A 19862-nucleotide genomic window follows, 5' to 3' on the forward strand; every position below is an offset into this window, starting at 1 on the left:
GGCTCAGGGCCCCGCTTGCAGCCGCGCAACTGCCATTAGCACACGTTCGGGGGTGGCTGGCGCGTCAAGGCGCGGACATTCGCGGTAGTCAGCTACAGAGGCTACGGCCATCGACAAGGCCTCAAACACCGAAATGCCCAGCATGAACGGCGGCTCGCCAACGGCCTTGGACCGTTTGATGGTCAACTCGCGATTTTCCGACCAATCGGCAAGTTTCACATTGAAGATACGCGGGCGGTCTGACGCGAGCGGAATCTTGTATGTCGACGGAGCATGGGTACGCAGACGGCCGGCATCATCCCACCAAAGCTCTTCGGTGGTTAGCCATCCCATGCCCTGAATAAACGCGCCTTCGATTTGCCCCTTGTCGAGCACAGGGTTCAGCGAGCGTCCGACGTCGTGCAACAAATCTGTTCGGTCCACGCGGTATTCGCCTGTAAGGGTATCAATCGTCACTTCTGAACACGACGCGCCGTAGGAGTAGTAGTAGAACGGACGGCCTTGTCCCTTGGCCCGATCCCAGTGGATTTTCGGTGTTTTGTAGAACCCGGCCGCCGAGAGCTGCACGCGCGCCAGATAGGCCTGTTTGATGAACACATCGAAGGGCAGAACCTCGTCGCCGATATGCACCTGATTGGCGTGGAAGGCCACTTCTTCGGGGGCGACATTCCAGGTTTCGGCGGCGAATTTCACCAGACGTGCTTTGATCTGCTCGACCGCGTTCAACGCGGCCATGCCGTTAAGATCGGTCCCGCTGGAGGCTGCAGTGGCCGAGGTGTTCGGAACCTTCTCGGTGGTTGTTTTGGTAATCTTGATCCGGCTGAAGTCAACCTGAAAGGCCTCGGCCACGACCTGAGCAACCTTGGTGTTCAGACCCTGGCCCATTTCGGTGCCACCGTGGTTCAGGTGGATCGACCCGTCGTTATAGACATGCACCAGCGCACCGGCCTGATTGTACCAGGTCGCGGTAAAGGAAATGCCGAACTTGACCGGTGTCAGCGCGATGCCTTTTTTCAGGATTGGCGATGTCTTGTTGAATTCAATTATGTCCTGACGGCGCTGGCGGTATTCCGATGTCTCTTCCAACTCTCCGATCAGCCGGTCGAGGATGCTGTCTTCGACAACTTGGTGATACGGCGTCACGTTACGGTCTTTGGTGCCGTAGAAATTCGCCTTACGTACATCCAACGGATCCTGCCCCGTGGCATAGGCGATTTCTTCGATCATCCGTTCCGCCGCGATCACACCCTGCGGGCCGCCAAATCCTCGAAACGCGGTATTCGACACCGTGTTGGTTTTCATTGGATGACTGTTCAGACGGACGTTCGGATAGAAATAGGCGTTGTCCGCGTGAAACAGCGCCCGGTCGGTGACAGGTCCCGACAGGTCTGCCGAGAATCCGCAACGCGCGGCAAAGCTGCCTTCGACTGCTTGAATGCGGCCATCATCGTCAAAGGCGACGTCGTAATCGATCACAAAATCATGGCGCTTACCGGTTGCCGTCATGTCCTGATCCCGGTCAGGGCGGATTTTCACGGCGCGGTTCCACTTTTTGGCGGCCACGGCGGCAACCGCGCAGAACAGGTTCATCTGGCTTTCCTTGCCGCCAAATCCGCCGCCCATGCGGCGAACGTTAACCACAACGGCGTTGGACGGTACCCCAAGGACATTCGCCACCATATGCTGCGCTTCGGACGGGTGCTGGGTGGAGCAATGTACGACCACATCATCGTCTTCACCCGGAATGGCAAAGGCGATGTGACCTTCGAGGTACATGTGGTCCTGACCGCCAACATTCATGCGGCCTTTGATCCGGTTTGGTGCCGCAGTCTGCGCCGGGGCGACGTCGCCGCGTTCCAGCTTGAGGGGGGCTGTGACATGCGGATATCCGGCTTCCTGCGCGGCAATCGGGTCCAGCGCGTGAGGCAGGGTTTCGTAGTTGATCTTTGCCAGTTCTGCGGCCCGGCGCGCGATTTCGCGGGTTTCGGCAACAACGGCAAACAAAGGCTGCCCATGAAACTGAATGGCATCGGTCGGGAAAACCGGTTCATCGTTCAGATGTGTCGGGCTGATATCATTGGCCCCCGGCACATCGTCTGCGGTCAGCACACCGACAACGCCGGGCGTGGCCAGAACGTCGGTGAAATCGATGTCCAAAAGCTTGGCGTGCGCGACGTCAGAGACCCCGAGATACGCGTGCAGCGTGCCTTCGGGCTGAGCAATATCGTCGGTGTAGTCGGCCCGCCCGGTGACATGCTTGATAGCACTGTCATGTTTGACGTTGGTGTGGGCTGATCCGATGATGGAAACGTTATCTTTCATTTTCTCGTCTCCTGATTAGGCGCAAGCCAGTTGAACGGGAGTGTCGGTTTTGGCGTCATTTTCGAGGAAGAACCGACGCAGCAAGTTTTGGCTGGTCAGCATCCGGTAGTCAGACGATGCACGCCAATCGGTCAGAGGTGAGAAATCCTGTGCCAGCGCCTCGGCGGCGGCTTCAAAGCTGTCGCGCGCCCAGGGTTGACCGTTCAGCGCCGCCTCGGCCGCGGCCGCACGCTTGGGCGTGGCGGCCATGCCGCCGAATGCAATGCGCGCATTGCTGATGGTGCCGTCTGTGATCGTCATGTGGATACCCGCAGCGACGGAAGAGATGTCCTCGTCACGCCGCTTGGAAATCTTGTATGCAGCGTCCAGATCGTTGGGTCCGGGCAGAGGCACGCGGATGCTTGCGACAAATTCATCGGGTTGGCGGTCTTGCTTGCCGTAGTCGATGAAGAAGTCAGCCAGAGGCAGGGTTCGGCGTTCGGAACCGCGCCGCAGAGTGATTTCCGCGCCGAGCGCGATGAGAACCGGCGGCGTGTCCCCGATGGGTGAGCCGTTGGCGATATTCCCACCTACGGTTCCCATATTCCGCACCTGCCACCCTGCGATGCGATCCCAGTAGGAGGACAGGTGTGGCAGGTGTTCAGACAGAAGGTCCTGGCAATCGATGTAGCTGGCGCCGGCACCGATCAGGAGGAGAGACCCCTGTCTTTCGACTGTTTTCAGGTCTTCGAGATGACCGGTGAAAATGGCGGGGCCAATGTCGCGCAGGAACTTGGTCACCCACAGGCCCACATCGGTGGCTCCGGCCACGATCGTGGCGTTTGGATAAGCTTGCAGGCATTCGGCAAGATCATCGACGCTGGATGGCAGAATGCTCAGGTTGTTTTCGGGTCCGGAGACCACGCGCCGCCCGTCCTTCAGGGCCGCCAGACGCGCGGTCATGGTTTCGCGTTCGGTGTTCAGATGATCAGATGACGGGGTGCCGTAGCGGCTGACGGCAATGGCCGCTCGGATGATCGGCTCATACCCGGTGCAGCGGCACAGGTTGCCCTGCAATGCGGTTTCAACCTGTACTTCGGTCGGTTCCGGAGTTTGCATCCAAAGCGCATAAAGGGCCATGACGAAGCCCGGTGTGCAGAACCCGCACTGGCTGCCATGGTGATCGACCATGGCTTGTTGAACCGGGTGCAGCCGGCCTTGAGGCCCAGACAGATGTTCAACCGTCACGACATGACAGCCGTCTACAGAGGCAAGAAACCGGATACAGGCATTGACCGGAGCATAGCGCAGGCCCGAGCGCCCAAGCCGTCCGACAAGCACGGTGCACGCGCCGCAGTCGCCTTCGGCGCAGCCTTCCTTCGTTCCTGTCAGTCGGCGTTCCAGGCGCAGGAAATCAAGAAGTGTCTGGCCTGCCGACACGTCTGGGACGGAGACATCCTTGCCATTGAGGACAAATTGGATGTTGGTGCGATGCGTCATGGAATTCTCCCTCTGCCCCTGCCTTCCGGAGGGTGGTCAGTGGAACCATAGGAGCAAAGATTGAGATGGAAAATCGCTGCAAATGGCAAATACTTTCAACAGATCGTTGAAAAAGATGGGGCTATACCGCATTCTTTCGCTGCTGGGAGGATCCAATGTCTTACATCGAAAGTCTGCGTGTTTTTGTCCGCGTGATGGAGCTGGGCAGCATCACCTCTGGCGGGCGAGATCTTCGGTTGACCCCGGCGGTGGCCAGCAAACGGTTGAAAGAGCTTGAAAACCATCTGGGTGTGCGGCTGTTCAACCGAACCACCCGATCGATGACACCAACCGAAGTGGGGACGGTTTTCTACGATGAAGCCAAGGCGGTCCTGCTGGCGCTTGATCACGCCGAAGCGCGTGTCGCCAGCTTTTCCGACGCGCCGCGGGGGGCGATCCGCATCACCGCGCCTTTGGGTGTCGGGCGCAGAATCGTTGCGCCTCTGGTGCCGGAATTCTCGGATCGTTACCCGGAAACAGAGATTCGCATGCGCCTGTCCGATCGCAAGGTGGACATTCTGGCTGACGGTCTGGACATCGCCTTTTTCATTGGAGAGCCTGGCGATTCAACCATGAAACTGCGGAAGTTCGCGGATTGTGATCGTGTTCTGTGCGCCTCGCCCGATTACCTGTCGCAGTTTGGGACGCCCAAAACACCGGATGATTTGTTGCACATGCCCCATAACTGCCTGTTGCTGCGTTATCCTAGGTCTCCGGAATACTATTGGACTCTTCGCACTGACATGGGGCCGCGAAAGCTTGAAGTTGGCGGCAAATACGACGCAGACGATGGTGATGTTCTGACCGACTGGGCCTTGTCCGGTCGTGGGATCGTCAACAAGCCGCGCTTTGACGTGCGGGAGTTTCTCGAGGATGGACGGCTGGTCGAGGTCCTGCCCGAGACGCCCCCCTTGCCAACGATTTTCGGGTGTCTTTATCCGCACAAAAAGCTGCAAGATCCCAAGGTGCGCCTGTTCGTCGAACATATCGCACAGCACAGCAAACGCTTTTTCGCATAAAGAAAAACCGGGCATCACGGCCCGGTTCGCTGTCATGGTTTCGCGCGCACGCGCCTATTGGTTTCTGACTTCACGCACCCATGCGATGATGGTTTGGCGTGCCTCTTCATCCATTTGCACTGCCGATGGTGGCGGCATTGCGTGGCTGATCCCGGCTTGCAGATAGATCTGGTCAGCATGTCGGGCCACATCTCCGGGTGTCTCAAGGTAAACTTTCTTCGGTGCCCATTTCATGGTGCCGTACACCGGCTCGCGGGCGTGGCACATCGAGCAATTGCCCAAGACCGTGTCATAGGCATCTTCGAAGCCCGCGGCGGACGCATATTTCTGCTCGTATAGTGTCAGCTCGCGCGCTTCGGCGTCTTCCCATGTCTCGGTGTTTCTCACCGAAGACAGCCAAGCGATCACGACCATTAGCAGAACCGTCACGCCCCAGGTCCAGTGCGGGCCTTTCCCAGTTGCGTGCATCGTGTTGAAATAGTGACGGATGGTGACGCCCGTCAGAAAGATCAGGCTGGCGATGATCCAGGAATACTCGGTGCCGAAAGCAAGTGGATAGTGGTTCGACAACATCAGGAACACGACCGGCAAAGTCAGATAGTTGTTGTGCGTGGATCGTACCTTGGCGATCTTGCCGTATTTGGCATCAGGTGTCCGACCGGCCTTGAGGTCTTCGACCACGATCCGTTGGTTCGGCATGATCTGAAAGAACACGTTGGCCGTCATGATCGTTGCAGTGAAGGCGCCAAGATGCAAAAGCGCGGCACGACCGGTGAAGATCTGGTTGTAACCCCAGGACATGATCACCAGGATCACGAACAACAGCAGCATCAGAACGGTCGGGTGATCGCTCAGCTTGGATTTGCACATCTGATCGTAGAGAAGCCAACCAATGGTCAGCGATCCGCCGGAAATCAGAATCCCCTGCCACAGCGCAAGGTCCACTTTGGTTGGATCAAGCAGGAACAGCTCGCCACCAACCCAGTATATGATCATGAGCAACGCCGCACCAGACAGCCAGGTCGTGTAACTCTGCCATTTGTGCCAGGTCAGGTGCTCGGGCATGCGCGAGGGCGCAACCAGATATTTGACGGTGTGGTAGAAGCCGCCGCCATGTACTTCCCATTCTTCGCCGTAGGCCCCGTCCGGAAGGGCTGGGTTCGGCTTTAGCATGAGGTCCAGCGCGATAAAGTAGAATGACGCCCCAATCCACGCCATCGCGGTGATCACATGCAGCCAGCGGACGGAAAAGGCGATCCACTCCCACATTACGGCCAAGTCATACATGGCTTTGCTCCTAAGATTCTTTGCTTCCGGTTACTCTATGCGAGTGTGTTTTGTTCTGGTATTGCTGGTAAAGACCAAGCAGTATCAAAAAATGCAAAAAAATGTCCTACCTTGATAACATCAGAACCTTTGTCCGGGTCTATGAATTGGGCAGCATGTCCGCCGCGGGCCGTGATCTGAGGGTTTCGCCAGCCGTCACGTCGGCGCGTATATCGCAACTGGAAGAGCATCTTGGCGTGCGTTTGTTCCAACGCACGACACGCAGCCTGACGCCCACCGAGCAGGGAAAATCTTTCTATCGCGGCGCGGCAGAGATCCTTGAAGCGGTCGAAAGTGCCGAAGCCCAGATCGTCAATCTGACCGAAAACCTGAAAGGGTCACTCTATGTCGCGGCGCCGTTGGGAGTCGGGCGTCGGTTGATTGCGCCGCAGGTCCCGAAGTTTCTTGCCGAGTACCCCGAGGTGAACGTCCGGTTAAGGCTGACCGACCGAAAGGTTGATCTGACAACCGAAGGTCTGGACCTGGCATTTTTTCTTGGTCAGCCAGAGGACAGCAACCTGCGTATTCGCAAGATCGCGGATGTCGAAAGAGTGCTTTGTGCATCCCCGAAATACATCAAAAGGCGCGGGATGCCCGAAAGCGGGGACGCGTTGATCGCTGATGAGCACGAATGTCTCAATTTGCGGTTCCCGGGCGCGACCGAGTTTCAATGGCTTTTGAGGACCGATACGGGGCCAAAACGGTTCCGGGTTTCCGGGCGCTACGAGTCAGACGATGGCGACGTGCTGACAGACTGGGCCCTTGGCGGACATGGTATCGCGTTGAAGCCGATTTTTGAGATCGCTCAACATCTCAAGGCCGGGACATTGGTTCCGGTGGCGGAAAAGACGCCGCCAGAACCGATTCAGATGGCATGTCTGTTTACGCACCGCCGTATGCAGGACCCCAAAACGCGGCTTTTCATGGAATTCATAATCGAACGCATCGGGTCGTCGATTGCGGCGGCAAATACGGCCCGGTAGGTCGCTCAGCTGCCGCGATAGGTCGAGTACCCGAAGGGCGAAAGCAGCAGAGGCACGTGGTAATGCGAATGTTCGGACATTCCAAACCGGATCGGGATGACGTTCAGAAAGCGCGGGTTTTCAGGTGGTGTGCCGCAGGCATCAAGGTAATCCCCGGCATGGAAGACAAGTTCGTAGTCACCTGTTGAAAACTCTGCTTCGGGCAGAATTTGTTCGTTGGTCCTGCCGTCGTCATTGGTGAACAGAGTTTTCAGCAACTGGTGGTCTGCACCTTCAATGCGGAACAGTTCGATTTTCAATCCTTCGGCGGGGCACCCCCGGGCCGTATCCAGAACATGTGTTGTAAGGTAACCGGTCATTTGCGCTACTCCTCAAGTTATACAGTTACTAGTCTGTTTTCGCATCCAGGAGCAAAGGCAGTCTGTGGGAAGCTGCTTTCTGCATTTTTTGAAAAACATCTCTGATTATCTGGGGTATTGATCAATTCAAGAAGAAGGAAACCGATGTGAAGCCTTATCCACGAGACATGACCGGTTACGGTGGGCAAGTTCCCAAAGCAAACTGGCCGAACGACGCCAAAATCGCAATTCAGATCGTTCTGAACTACGAAGAGGGCGGTGAAAACAACGTTCTGCACGGCGATGCCGCATCCGAAGCGTTTCTGTCCGAGATCACCGGAGCCGCCCCGTGGCCGGGGCAACGGCACTGGAACATGGAATCGATCTATGAATACGGCAGCCGCACGGGGTTCTGGCGCGTGCATCATCTTCTGCAGGATCTGCCTGTTACAGTCTATGGCGTTGCAACCGCCTTGGCCCGTGCACCTGCACAGGTTGCGGCGATGAAGCATGCCGGATGGGAGATCGCCAGCCACGGTTTGAAGTGGATTGAACACAAGGACATGGGCGCAGAAGAAGAGCGCGCCCAGATCCGCGAAGCAATCCGCCTGCACACAGAGGTTACGGGTCAGCCGCCACGGGGTTGGTATACGGGCCGCTGTTCGATGAATACGGTCGAACTGGCCGCCAAGGAAGGCGACTTTGCCTATATCGCCGACAGTTATGCCGACGATCTGCCATACTGGACCAAGGCAGGGGGCAAGGATCAGCTGATCATGCCCTATACACTTGATTGCAACGATATGCGCTTTGCAATCCAGGCTGGGTTCACCAATGGGGAACAATTCGAAAGCTATCTGAAAGACAGCTTTGACATGCTCTATGCCGAGGGTGAGGCGGGCGCGCCCAAGATGCTCTCGATCGGGCTGCACTGCCGTCTGATCGGTCGCCCGGGTCGTGCCATGGCGCTGAAACGCGCCCTGGATTACTTCAGGAAACACGACGGTGTCTGGTTCGCAACGCGCGAGCAGATTGCCGATCACTGGGCCAGGGAACACCCGCCGGTGCAAGGTCTGACCCCGTCCGAAATGGATCGACCAACCTTTGTGTCGGAATTCGGCGGCGTGTTCGAGCACAGCCCGTGGATTGCCGAAGGTGCGTATGAACTGGAACTGGGCCCGACGCATGACAATGCCGCTGGCGTCCACAACGCGCTGGCGCGTGTATTCCGTTCCGCCTCGCCCGAGCAGCGCCTCGGCGTTCTGACAGCCCACCCGGACCTGGCGGGCAAGCTGGCCGCCGCCGGCCGCCTGACCAAGGAAAGCACTGCGGAACAGGCCGGTGCGGGTCTGGACATGCTGACCGATGAAGAACGCGCAACGTTCACGGCGTTGAACGAAGCCTACATGACCAAGTTCGGCTTTCCTTTCATCATTGCCGTCAAAGACAACACCAAGGCCAGCATTCTGGAAGCCTTTCGCCGTCGCATCGACAATGACCGCGACAGCGAATTCGCCGAAGCCTGCCGTCAGGTTGAGCGTATTGCCGAATTGCGCCTGATCGAGAAGTTCGCACAATGACGGCTGCCTTGAAGCTCCGCCCCTTGACGTCAGAGGCATTTGCACCTTTCGGCGATGTCATCGAGGCGACGGGCCAGGTGGACAAGCTTATCAATCAGGGTAAATGCGCGCGCTATCACGACCGGGCCGTGTTGGATTTCCACGATGGGCGCGCGGGTATCAGCGTGTTTCAGTCCGAAGCCTTCAGTCTGCCGATCAAATTGGAAATGGTTGAACGCCATCCTGATGGCAGCCAAGCCTTTTTGCCTTTGTCGGACAAACCATTTGTCGTGGTTGTGGCCCCGGATGAGAACGGCACGCCGGGACAGCCCATCGCCTTCAAAACAGCGCCCGGACAGGGTGTGAATTACCATCGCAACACCTGGCATGGCGTTCTGACCCCGCTTCATGCGCCCGGGCTTTTTGCGGTGGTCGACCGAATTGGAGCCGGGCCCAACCTCGAAGAGCATTGGTTCGAGGAGGCTTTTGAAGTCACAGAATGAGGCGCGTTGCCGGAAGAGGAGCCGGCTGCGAACCTCAAGGGAGGAAAAACAAAATGTCAGATGCATCCATCGGAACGCCGGAGCAACTCCGCGATCCGAATTACACTCCGCCGCTGCTGAAGGCGGTGCCGCTGGGAATTCAGCATGTGCTGGCGATGTTCGTGTCCAACGTCACGCCAGCCATTATCGTTTGCGGCGCGGCTGGTTTCGGCTTTGGCTCGAACAGCCCCGATTTCCCGCAGATGATCTATATGATCCAGATGTCGATGTTCTTTGCGGGCGTCGCCACGTTGTTTCAGTCTATTGGTGTGGGGCCTGTTGGTGCCCGGTTGCCCATCGTGCAGGGAACATCGTTTGCCTTCATCCCGATCATGATTCCGCTGGTGGTTGGAAAGGGCGTTGACGCCATTGCCGTCCTGATGGGCGGTGTTGTTGTCGGTGGCTTGTTCCACGCATTCCTCGGGTTGTTCATAGGGCGCATTCGCTTTGCTCTTCCGCCGCTGGTTACGGGCCTTGTGGTAACCATGATCGGCCTGGCCCTTGTCAAAGTCGGCATTCAATATGCCGCCGGCGGAGTGCCCGCCATAGGCACCGAGGAATATGGCTCGGGTCTGAACTGGTTCATGGCGGGAACCGTTATCGTGGTCACGCTTGGCCTGAAATTCTTTGCACGGGGCATGCTGTCCGTGTCGGCTGTTCTGATCGGTCTGCTGGTCGGATACGCCGTGGCCTTTCTGCTTGGCCAGGTGAACCTGGGCAATGTCGGCAACGCGGCCTCCTTCGCGCTGCCGAACCCCCTGCATTTTGGCCTTGAATTCTCGGTCGCGGCCATCATCGGTTTCTGTGCAATGTCCTTTGTTTCCGCTGTTGAAACCGTTGGGGACGTATCCGGTATCACCAAAGGCGGCGCTGGGCGAGAAGCAACCGACAGAGAAATACAGGGCGCGACCTTTGCCGATGGTCTTGGTACTGCGATCTCTGGCCTGTTTGGAGCCTTGCCGAACACGTCATTCAGCCAGAATGTCGGGTTGATTGCCATGACCGGAGTCATGAGCCGCATGGTCGTGACCATCGGCGCGGTTTTCCTGATCGTTTGCGGGCTTATTCCCAAGATCGGGGCGATAATCTCGTCCATTCCGATTGAGGTTCTTGGCGGCGGCGTGATCGTGATGTTCGGCATGGTTGTTGCCGCAGGGGTTTCGATGCTGTCGGACGTGAACTGGAACCGGCGCAACATGGTGATTTTTGCAATCGCCCTAAGCCTTGGACTGGGTTTGCAGCTGGAACCCAACGCGTTGCAATACTTGCCCGGCACATTGAAGGTTCTGGCGACATCAGGAATCCTGCCCGCCGCCGTCATCGCCATTGTATTGAATCTGGTGCTTCCCGAAGAACTTTCCGACGAAGCGACGGAAGAGGTCTCGGGCGGCATGGCCGGACATGGTCTTGGGTCCATCGAGCAAGACGACCACGTCTGATGCGTTCGGCGTGATACACTGATCGTGCTGGAAAAAACATGAAGCGGCGCGCCTAGGCGCGCCGCGTTTCATTGTTTGGTCACCATTGAATGGAGATCTGCTGTCAAAAGCTCTTCGCCCAAAAGGACCGCAGAGACAATGCCCAAGAAGGTGACGCCGTCTGGCTTCAGAAATCGACCTCGATCGCGACCCCTTTCCGAACGGCGAGGTCAACCACGGACGCGGCGACCGCAAGATCTTGAAGGCCCACACCCGTGCCATCGAACAGCGTGATCTGATTGTCCGATATCCGGCCCGGATCGGTGCCGTTGATGACCGCGCCAAGCTGCGCCACGTCGCTTTCCTGGATCAGGCCTTCGGCCACCGCGTGCTGCGCTTCGCCGATGCTGACGGATTGCGCGACTTCGTCCGTGAACACGCTGGCCCTGGCCAGAAGGGCGGCTTCGACTTCCTGTTTTCCTTTGGTGTCCGTGCCCATGCAGGCGATATGAGTTCCGGGGCTGACATGGTTTGCCATCAGCGAGGGCGCAAAGGCCGAAGTGATCGAAATGATCACATCCGCCTCAGTCATTTCGTCAAGCTCGACCGCTTGGAACGGAACACCGGCTTCATTGGCGACCTTCTCGATATTCGGCAGCATTTCGGGGTGGTAGTTCCAGCCAATGATCTTTTCAAAGGCGCGCTGCTCCAAAGCCGCGCGAAGCTGAAAGGCTGCCTGGTGGCCAGCGCCCATCATGCCTATGACCTTGGCGTCCCTGCGTGCGAGATGCTTGATCGATACCGATGATGCTGCCGCCGTTCGAAGGGCCGTCAGAAGGTTCCCGCCGACCATCGCAGATGGCTTGCCGGTGTCGGGGTCGAAAAGAAAAACGGTGGACTGGTGGTTGATCAGCCCGCGTTTTTCCAGATTGTTCGGCCAATAGCCGCCCGCCTTCAGTCCCAGCGTCAGGCCGGCGCGGTCAAACCCCCCTTTGAAGCCGTACAGTGCATCTTCGTGCTCGATGGCTTCACGCACGACAGCGAAGTTGTAGGCGTCGCCGGACGCCATTGCGGCAAAGACCTGTTCGACCGCGTCAAAAGCCGCTTGTCGGGTCATAAGGTCAGCGATCTCACGCTCGGGTACGATCAGCATTTCATTCTCCAATCAAACATTCGTGCGCCCGCGTGCCACCACCGGAAGGAGAGCATACACGCGGGCGGCTGTCTGGCTGCTTCCGAGCCAGCCCTCCCAAACACGGCAAGTTCGGATCAATAAGCGCGTCCGCGGGCGGATACGGGCCAGACGGTCTCGACCTTGCCGTTGCGAACGCCGACATACCAATCATGTACATTTGCGGTTGGGTCGCAGTGCCCCGGAACCAGCCTGAGCTTGTCGTTGACCTTCAGCACACCGTTCGGGTCCATGACGACGCCGTGTTCGTCCGAACATTTGATGTACTCGACATCATCTCGGCCGAAGATAACGGGCAGACCGCTGTCCACCGATTGCGCCTTGAGGCCCGCATCGACGATCGCCTTGTCCGCCTTGGCGTGGCTCATGACGCTGGTCAGGATGAAGAAGGCGTTTTCCCACTCGCCCTGATCGATCCGGTTGCCGTCCTTGTCCAGGATACGGCCGTAATCGGCATCCATGAAGGCGTAGGACCCGCATTGCAGTTCGTTGTACACGCCCGAGTTGGACTCGAAGTAGTATGAACCGGTGCCACCGCCCGAGACCAATTCGCACTCGATGCCTTCGGCTTTGAGGCCTTCAACCGCGTCCCTTACCATCGCAATTGCGGTGTCGAGCTTTTCCTTGCGCGCCTCATAGCTGTCGAGGTGCTGCATGGCCCCCTGATAGGCCTGAATGCCGGTGAATTTCAGGTTCTCGGCTGCTTCGACCGCTTTGGCGATTTCGATCACGTCGGATGTTGTCGTCACACCGCACCGGCCAGCGCCGCAGTCGATTTCGACGAAGACCTCCAACTGTGTTCCGTGATCCACCGCCGCGCCTGAAAGATCCGCGACATTGTCCAGATCATCGACACAGACGATAATGCGGCTGCCCAGCTTTGGCAGGCTGGCAAGACGGTCGATCTTGGCAGGGTCACGCACCTGGTTCGACACCAGAACGTCCTTGATGCCACCGCGCACGAACACTTCGGCCTCTGAAACTTTCTGGCAGCAGACGCCTACGGCGCCTCCGATCTTCTCCTGCAACCTGGCCACGTCTACCGATTTGTGCATTTTTCCATGCACGCGGTGGCGCATGCCGTGCGCCTTGGCATAGTCGCCCATCTTCTTGATGTTGCGCTCAAGCGCGTCGAGATCCAGCACAAGAGAGGGGGTCTGGATATCTTCTTCATCCATTCCGGGCTTGGCCGGAATGTCAAAGCCTACTTCGAATTCGTCGAGATTGGTCATATCTTTCATTTCCGTATTCCTATGTCGGGATTGATGTCACGCGTTCAGCCAGGGCAGCCTGTCCAGATCGACATTACCCCCGGTTATGATCAGGCCGACACGCTTGCCTTTGAATGCGTCCGGGTTCTTCAGGATCGTGGCCAGCGGAACGGCCGAAGATGGCTCCATCACGATCCGAAGGTGTTTCCACGTCAGCTTCATCGCGTCGATGATCTCTTGCTCTGATGCCGTGTAAATCTCGGATACGTGGTTCGACACGAAATGCCAGGTCAACTCTTTCAGCGGCACCAGCAGCCCGTCGGCGATCGTCTTGGGTGCGTCATCCGCGATGATGTGGCCGGCCTTGAAGCTGCGATAGGCATCGTCGGCCTGCTCCGGTTCCGCCGCGATGATCGCGGTTTCCGGGGCGAGCGTCGAAAGTGTCAGACAGGTGCCGGACACCATGCCGCCGCCGCCGATAGGTGCGACAACCGCATCCAGACCATCGGTCTGCTCGATGAACTCGCGCGAACAGGTGCCTTGCCCGGCAATCACGCGCGGATCGTTGTAGGGATGGACGAAATCCCCGCCCGTTGCGGCCTGAACCTCGGCAAAGGTTGCTTCGCGCGACGAGGTGGAGGGCTCACATTCCGTGATCTTCCCACCATAGCGCCGCACCGTGTCTTTCTTTGCCTGTGGCGCTGTGCGCGGCATGACGACATTGCACGGTATGCCCCGCTTCATTGCCGCATAGGACAGGCACGAGGCGTGGTTGCCCGAAGAATGGGTTGCGACGCCTTTCCTGGCCTGTTCGTCGTCAAGGCCAAACACGGCGTTTGCAGCGCCGCGAACCTTGAAGGCGCCCGGTTCCTGAAAGTTTTCACATTTGAAGAACAGCTGTGCACCGGATAGCTCGTTCAGATAGTCTGATGTGCGGACCGGTGTGCGGCGGATGAAAGGTTCAATCCGATCATGTGCCGCCAGCATGTCCTCGTAGGTAGGGATATTCATGTTGCAATCCTTCATCACGCGGCGTCCTTTTGAATGGCGCCCGAATGACCGCGATAGTATTCCTGCGCAGCCGCCACGCCCGAGCCCAACTGGATGTTCAGGCCCAGGTCGACCATGCACATTTCAGCGGTGGCAATCCCGGACAGGGCCATGACATCCGTCAGGCTTCCCAGATGCCCGATGCGGAATACCTTGCCCGCGACTTCGCCAAGACCGACACCGAAGGCAACGCCGTATTTTTCGGCCGCGTGCGTGACAATATCGGTGGCGTTGAAACCGTTTGGCGTACGGATCGCGCTGACGGTGTCAGAATAAACCGAAGGGTTCGCCGCGCACAGGTCCAGCCCCCAAGCGCCCACGGCGGCGCGTACGCCTTCGGCAATACGGTGATGCCGGGCAAAGACGTTTTCCAAACCTTCACCCAGCAGCATGTTACAGGCCTGATTGAGGCCATTCATCAAGCCAACCGCAGGTGTGTAAGGGTATGCGCTGTTGGCATAGCCTTTCGCCATGTCGTGCACGTCAAAGAAGGTGCGGGGCAGGGTCCCTGTGCTGGTCGCGTCCATTGCCCGCTGGCTAAACCCGACGATGGCAAGGCCCGCAGGCAACATGAACCCTTTCTGCGAACCCGTGACGGCCACATCAACGCCCCATTCGTCAAAACGGAAATCCATGGATCCGATCGATGAAACACCATCGACGAACAGCATTGCAGGGTGCCCGGCAGCATTCAGAGCCTTGCGTACAGCGGCAATATCCGATTTCACACCGGTCGCCGTTTCGTTATGCGTGGCAAGAACAGCCTTGATTTCGTGGCTTGTGTCGGCGGTCAGAATCTCTTCGTAACGATCGGCTGGCAGCCCTTCGCCCCAAGGGGTTTCGACGATCTCGACATTCAGACCGTGGCGCTGGCACATATCGATCCAGCGATGGCTGAACATGCCGTTGCGCGCCGCCAGAACCTTGTCACCGGCCGACAGGGTGTTGGTCAGCGCGGTCTCCCAGCCTCCGGTTCCGGTCGACGGGAAAATGAAGATTTCGGCGCTGTCGCTTTTCAGAATTTTTTGCACACCCGCGCGGGCTGGGTGCAGAATCTGCCCGAACAGCGGCGAGCGGTGGTCGATCGTGGGCATGTCGCAAGCCTTGCGCAGGCTTTCGGGGATATTGGTCGGGCCCGGAATGAAAACGGGATTTTGAAAGCTCATGGGTGGTCTCCTTCCGTCGTTGACCACACAATAAGTTCTAGCCGCTCTGCCCGATATATTTTTGAAAAAGCCTTTCAAAACACCACGTTTTGGATTTAATTTATAATTGTCAGAGCCTTATATTTTTCATATCATGAATTAGTCTTTCACGAATGATCAAAGGGTTTTTATGGATTCTCAAGACAATACTCGCGAAGTCCGCAGAAAAGCCCGTGGAAGACCACGAGGATGGGACGACAAGACAGCGCAAAACACGATCAAATCTCTCGACCGTGCGATGGAAGTTTTTGAGTATTTGAGTGAAGCGCAGGGCAAGGCGTTAACCGCGCTATCCGACGAAATGGGCCAGTCGCCCGCCACAGTTTACCGAATTCTCGTTACACTAGAGGGCAGGGGACTTGTCGAGTTCGATCATGACGAGCAGGTCTGGCACATCGGTCCTCGTGCGTTCGTAATCGGCTCGCGCTTCCTGCGTCGCACCAGCCTTGTGGACCGGGCCCGACCCGTGATGCGAAAGCTGATGGAGGCCACCGGCGAGACTGCAAACCTGGGGGTCGAAAAAGAAGGAATGGTGTTGTTCCTGAGCCAGGTTGAAACCCATGCCAGCATCCGGGCGTTTTTCCCACCGGGCACGCTGTCTCCGATGCACGCATCGGGCATCGGGAAAGCTTTGTTGGCATATATGGATGAAGATCGGCTGGACCGGCTGTTGGCCAAGACGGAACTGTGGGCCTTCACGGACCGGTCGATTACCAGCCCGGCCGTGCTGAAAGAAGATCTTGCCATGGTCAGGGCACAGGGCTTCTCGATAGACAACGAAGAAAAAAACGCGGGTATGCGATGTATCGCTGCGCCGGTTTTCGATATCAACCGAGAGGCTGTAGCCGGGATTTCGGTATCCGGACCGACAAGCCGCGTCAGCGAAGCCGAAATCGCGCGCCTAAGCCGCCCCGTCATCGAGGCGGCGCGTCAGTTAACTCTGGCCATCGGCGGGACTATTTCTGCGCCGCTGTCTTGAGGCTCCGGTGCTGCGGATAAGCCGCTGGTCCCGGCCGCAGGGCCATATGACGGTTCACGTCTTTGTACAGCAGGTAACGGAACTTACCCGGTCCGCCCGCATAACAGGCCTGCGGGCAGAACGCGCGCAACCACATGTAATCGCCGGCCTCGACCTCTACCCAATCATTGTTCAGCCTGTAGACGGCCTTTCCCTCAAGAACATACAGACCATGTTCCATCACATGTGTTTCAAGGAAAGGAATGACGGCGCCGGGCTCGAAAGTCACCACGGTCACGTGCATATCGTGCCGCAGGTCACTTGGATCGACAAAGCGCGTCGTGGCCCATTTGCCGTCGGTTCCGGGCATCGGCGTCGGCGTGATCTCATTTTCGTTGAGAACCAGAACGTCCGGGCGGTCAAGCCCTTCCACCGCTTCATAAGCCTTTCGAATCCAATGGAAGCGCAGGGTCTCACCGCCTCGGTTTCGTAAGGTCCAGTTGCATTCAGCGGGCAGGTAGGCATAGCCGCCGGGCGTCAGTTCATGGGTCGTGCCGTCGGCCGTCAAGGTCGCTGTGCCTTCGACCACGAACAAAACGCCTTCGGCTTCGGGATCGGTCTCAGGACGGTCAGAGCCACCGCCGGGCTGAACCTCCATGATGTATTGCGAAAAGGTTTCGGCAAAGCCGCTTAGCGGGCGGGATATCACCCATAAGCGGGTGTCGTCCCAAAACGGCAGAAAACTGGTCACGATATCCCGCATCGTTCCCTTTGGGATCACTGCATAAGCGTCAGTAAATACGGCGCGGTCAGTCAGCAATTGCTCCTGACCAGGGTGCCCACCGTGTGGAGAATAATACTTGGCGGTCATGCATGCTCCTGAAAAATGTCATATGCCTGAAATATGCGCCGAAGGATCGGTGCGGACCACCCGCAAAAAGTTGACAGCTCTATTCGTGAAGATTTGAAAAATCAGAATTTGGCCGTCGTTAAGCGCGCGCAGCATTGGCATCATGCGTGCGCTGCGCAGCCGGTCGGACCAACAAGGATTGGGTCAGGGTTGCACCGGTCTGACCCCGGACAGATCCGGGGCAATCCGTATCATCTGCGACAGGTCAGGTTTCAGTCCTGTGCTTTTACCGGAAATCATCCCAAGCGGAACGCTTGTCGCTGCGGCGAGTGCATCCTGAACGGGGATCCCAGCTTGTTCCGTCAGAACCCGCACCGCTTTTGTCAGGCACAAGTCTGCCCCGGCCAGAGTGCCGTCCTCCAAAGTCAGCCTGCCGTTTTCCCGCCGGATCCGGCGTCCTTCCAACTGAAACTCGGTCAGTGACGTTCCGGCGACCGCCATCGCATCGCTGACAAGGAAAATCCGCCCTGGTCCGCGCTTGGCGGCCCAGGCAATCCGTATCGTATCGGGATGAACGTGGATGCCATCCGCGATCAAGCCCGCCGATAGCGATCCGCAGGATAGCGCCGCGCCGACCAGTCCCGGTTCACGACTGCCAAGCTGGCTCATCGCATTGAACAGATGCGTTGCGCACTGCGCCCCGGCCCTTGAAAACGCCTGGCAGGTTTCAAAAGGCGCGTCCGTATGCCCCAGAGAAACGATGACCCCCGCGCGTTTCAACTCTTCAACCTGTTGCGGGGTTGTGCTTTCAGGTGCCAGCGTGACCATCAATGCAGGCAGGTGTTTTGCAGCGTCGATCAGAATTTCCAGATCGGTTTGCTGCATCGGGCGGATCAGGGCGGCATCATGTGCGCCCTTGCGTCGCACAGACAGGTGCGGACCTTCCAGATGCAGGCCCGCAATGCCGGGAACACCCGTCTGAACGGCCTTGATGGCGGCATCAATCGCGGCCCGGGTTTTCTCGGCCGTGTCCGTGATCAGGGTTGGCAGGATGCGAGTGGCACCCAGCGCGCGATGAGCGCTGGTGATTTGGGTCAGCGTGTGAACCGATGGATCGTCGTTGAACATCACGCCACCGCCGCCGTTGACCTGCAAGTCCGCATAGCCGGGGCTGAGGATGTCGCCATGCAGATCCTCGATCTGGTCATCCTGTGCGATCTGGGCCTCAGGTAGCAACGCATCCAGCACGCCGTTTCTGAACCGTGCGGCATATCCTTCACGCAATTCAGTGCCATCGAAGATCGGGCCGCCCGCAAAGGTAACAGTAGAGGGGGTCATACCGTTTCCGTCACTTTTTTCAGATGGCGCGGTGTGTCCGGGTCGATCCCGCGTTGTGTGGCCACCTTCTCCACCATTCCATAAAACGCAGCGATTGTCGGTATCGGGTCCGTCATCCAATGCGACGTCCGGACATGGGGCAGTTCCGTGGCGTGTTTAACGCGGCCGGTTGTGGCGAAAACCACAGCGCCCTTGGACGCCAGTGCGTCCGCAACTTCGGCCAGATTGTCCTCTGCTGCATCCCCGGACGACAGGGCAAGCACTGGAAAGCCCTGATCCACGATGGAAACCGGGCCGTGCAGAACCTCGGCCGCCGAATAGCTTTCTGCGTGGATCTGGCAGGTTTCCTTGAATTTCAACGCGGCTTCGTTGGAGATTGCCAAAGACAGGCCCCGGCCCAAGGTAAACAAAGAACGCCCATCCACCGCGTCCGCCACGGCGCTCCAGTCGCAGGCGATTGCCGTCGACAAACTATCCGGCAGCCCATGGATTGCGCGCAACAGGTGATCTTCGCGCTTCACCTGCGCAATCAGCCACAGCCCGGCGACCAGAGACGTCACGAATGTCTTTGTCGCCGCCACGCTCAGTTCGGGGCCCGCGTGAATGGGCAGCGTTGCCGCAGCCGCCTCGGCCAGGGCAGAGGCAGGGTTGTTCGTGATCGCGACCGAGTAAGCCCCGCCGGATGTGAGCGACTGCGTTAGCTGCACGATATCCGGGCTCTGACCGGATTGTGAGACTGAGATGCAGATTGCATCCTCGCAACGCATGTCGACCCCGTAGATGGATTTCACCGACGGTCCGACCGAAGCCATCGGCAAACCAAGCAACAGTTCCGAGGCGTATTTCAGAAAGCTGCACGCATGATCCGAGGATCCGCGCGCCACCGAGATCAGGAACCGCGGGTCGCGGGCCCGGATCTCGTCGGCGCTTTGCGCGATCAATTCCGCGCCCTCGGTCAGAAGGCGGTCTACGGCGTCGGGAATCTCATCGATCTCGCGCCGCATCTGAGTGGTTGTGTCAGGCATTTTCCCAG

17 protein-coding genes are annotated in these 19862 nt (G+C 58.2%); 6 read left to right on the plus strand and 11 right to left on the minus strand.

Annotated elements, in window-relative coordinates; translation table 11 throughout:
• Positions 1-3: 3 nt before the first annotated feature.
• Both xdhB and xdhA read right to left on the minus strand, forming a co-directional pair.
• On the minus strand, positions 4-2322 hold the full coding sequence (xdhB, locus tag ACR0I0_RS08525; protein ID WP_480490974.1) for a xanthine dehydrogenase molybdopterin binding subunit: 2319 nt from the start codon (positions 2320-2322) through the stop codon (positions 4-6).
• A 15-nt stretch (positions 2323-2337) separates the two neighbouring features.
• On the minus strand, positions 2338-3801 hold the full coding sequence (gene xdhA, locus ACR0I0_RS08530; protein ID WP_480490975.1) for a xanthine dehydrogenase small subunit: 1464 nt from the start codon (positions 3799-3801) through the stop codon (positions 2338-2340).
• Positions 3802-3956: 155 nt separating this feature from the next.
• On the opposite strand from xdhA, the gene ACR0I0_RS08535 reads away from it, so the two are divergent.
• Positions 3957-4859, plus strand: a complete 903-nt coding sequence (locus ACR0I0_RS08535) for a LysR family transcriptional regulator (RefSeq protein WP_171636446.1) — start codon at positions 3957-3959, stop codon at positions 4857-4859.
• Positions 4860-4913: 54 nt separating this feature from the next.
• Here the strand turns inward: ACR0I0_RS08535 and ACR0I0_RS08540 are convergent, their stop codons facing one another.
• Positions 4914-6146, minus strand: coding sequence for a urate hydroxylase PuuD (locus tag ACR0I0_RS08540; protein ID WP_171636444.1), 1233 nt, complete (start codon positions 6144-6146; stop codon positions 4914-4916).
• 101 nt (positions 6147-6247) lie between these two features.
• On the opposite strand from ACR0I0_RS08540, the gene ACR0I0_RS08545 reads away from it, so the two are divergent.
• Positions 6248-7168 (plus strand): LysR family transcriptional regulator, encoded by a 921-nt coding sequence (locus ACR0I0_RS08545; RefSeq protein ID WP_171724587.1) that lies wholly within the window; start codon positions 6248-6250, stop codon positions 7166-7168.
• Between the two features lie 5 nt (positions 7169-7173).
• Here the strand turns inward: ACR0I0_RS08545 and uraH are convergent, their stop codons facing one another.
• On the minus strand, positions 7174-7527 hold the full coding sequence (gene uraH, locus ACR0I0_RS08550) for a hydroxyisourate hydrolase (protein WP_171724586.1): 354 nt from the start codon (positions 7525-7527) through the stop codon (positions 7174-7176).
• A 146-nt stretch (positions 7528-7673) separates the two neighbouring features.
• On the opposite strand from uraH, the gene puuE reads away from it, so the two are divergent.
• The 3 genes from puuE to ACR0I0_RS08565 are packed head-to-tail and all read left to right on the plus strand — an operon-like array spanning position 7674 to position 11046.
• Entirely contained in the window at positions 7674-9086 is a 1413-nt protein-coding gene (puuE, locus tag ACR0I0_RS08555) for an allantoinase PuuE (protein WP_480490977.1), read from the plus strand.
• Positions 9083-9568, plus strand: a complete 486-nt coding sequence (locus tag ACR0I0_RS08560) for an ureidoglycolate lyase (RefSeq protein WP_480490979.1) — start codon at positions 9083-9085, stop codon at positions 9566-9568. The genes puuE and ACR0I0_RS08560 overlap by 4 nt, the downstream gene beginning before the upstream one ends.
• 53 nt (positions 9569-9621) lie before the next feature.
• Positions 9622-11046: a uracil-xanthine permease family protein gene (locus ACR0I0_RS08565; RefSeq protein WP_257601095.1), complete on the plus strand. Its 1425-nt coding sequence runs from the start codon at positions 9622-9624 to the stop codon at positions 11044-11046.
• 166 nt (positions 11047-11212) lie between these two features.
• On the opposite strand, the gene bhcD is transcribed toward ACR0I0_RS08565, so the two are convergent.
• The 4 genes from bhcD to bhcA all read right to left on the minus strand — a co-directional run bounded on the left by bhcD (position 11213) and on the right by bhcA (position 15644).
• Positions 11213-12178, minus strand: coding sequence for an iminosuccinate reductase BhcD (gene bhcD, locus ACR0I0_RS08570; RefSeq protein ID WP_480490981.1), 966 nt, complete (start codon positions 12176-12178; stop codon positions 11213-11215).
• 116 nt (positions 12179-12294) lie between these two features.
• Positions 12295-13458, minus strand: a complete 1164-nt coding sequence (bhcC, locus tag ACR0I0_RS08575) for a 3-hydroxy-D-aspartate aldolase BhcC (RefSeq protein WP_209835076.1) — start codon at positions 13456-13458, stop codon at positions 12295-12297.
• A gap of 27 nt (positions 13459-13485) precedes the next feature.
• Positions 13486-14454 (minus strand): beta-hydroxyaspartate dehydratase BhcB, encoded by a 969-nt coding sequence (gene bhcB / locus ACR0I0_RS08580; protein ID WP_209835075.1) that lies wholly within the window; start codon positions 14452-14454, stop codon positions 13486-13488.
• Positions 14454-15644, minus strand: coding sequence for an L-aspartate--glyoxylate aminotransferase BhcA (gene bhcA, locus ACR0I0_RS08585; RefSeq protein ID WP_480490983.1), 1191 nt, complete (start codon positions 15642-15644; stop codon positions 14454-14456). Before bhcA ends, bhcB begins: the two co-directional genes overlap by 1 nt.
• Positions 15645-15813: 169 nt before the next feature.
• Between bhcA and bhcR the strand changes: the two genes are divergently transcribed.
• Complete coding sequence (gene bhcR, locus ACR0I0_RS08590; protein ID WP_171724580.1) at positions 15814-16662, plus strand: HTH-type transcriptional regulator BhcR; 849 nt, start codon at positions 15814-15816, stop codon at positions 16660-16662.
• On the opposite strand, the gene ACR0I0_RS08595 is transcribed toward bhcR, so the two are convergent.
• The 3 genes from ACR0I0_RS08595 to ACR0I0_RS08605 form a co-directional block, all read right to left on the minus strand.
• Complete coding sequence (locus ACR0I0_RS08595; protein WP_171724579.1) at positions 16640-17512, minus strand: bifunctional allantoicase/(S)-ureidoglycine aminohydrolase; 873 nt, start codon at positions 17510-17512, stop codon at positions 16640-16642. The two genes, bhcR and ACR0I0_RS08595, sit on opposite strands and share 23 nt — an antisense overlap.
• 183 nt (positions 17513-17695) lie before the next feature.
• Positions 17696-18829, minus strand: a complete 1134-nt coding sequence (nagA, locus tag ACR0I0_RS08600; protein ID WP_480490985.1) for an N-acetylglucosamine-6-phosphate deacetylase — start codon at positions 18827-18829, stop codon at positions 17696-17698.
• Complete coding sequence (locus tag ACR0I0_RS08605; protein WP_480490986.1) at positions 18826-19854, minus strand: SIS domain-containing protein; 1029 nt, start codon at positions 19852-19854, stop codon at positions 18826-18828. The genes nagA and ACR0I0_RS08605 overlap by 4 nt, the downstream gene beginning before the upstream one ends.
• Positions 19855-19862: the final 8 nt, after the last annotated feature.

The sequence above is a fragment of the Ruegeria sp. AG6 genome (assembly GCF_056541565.1).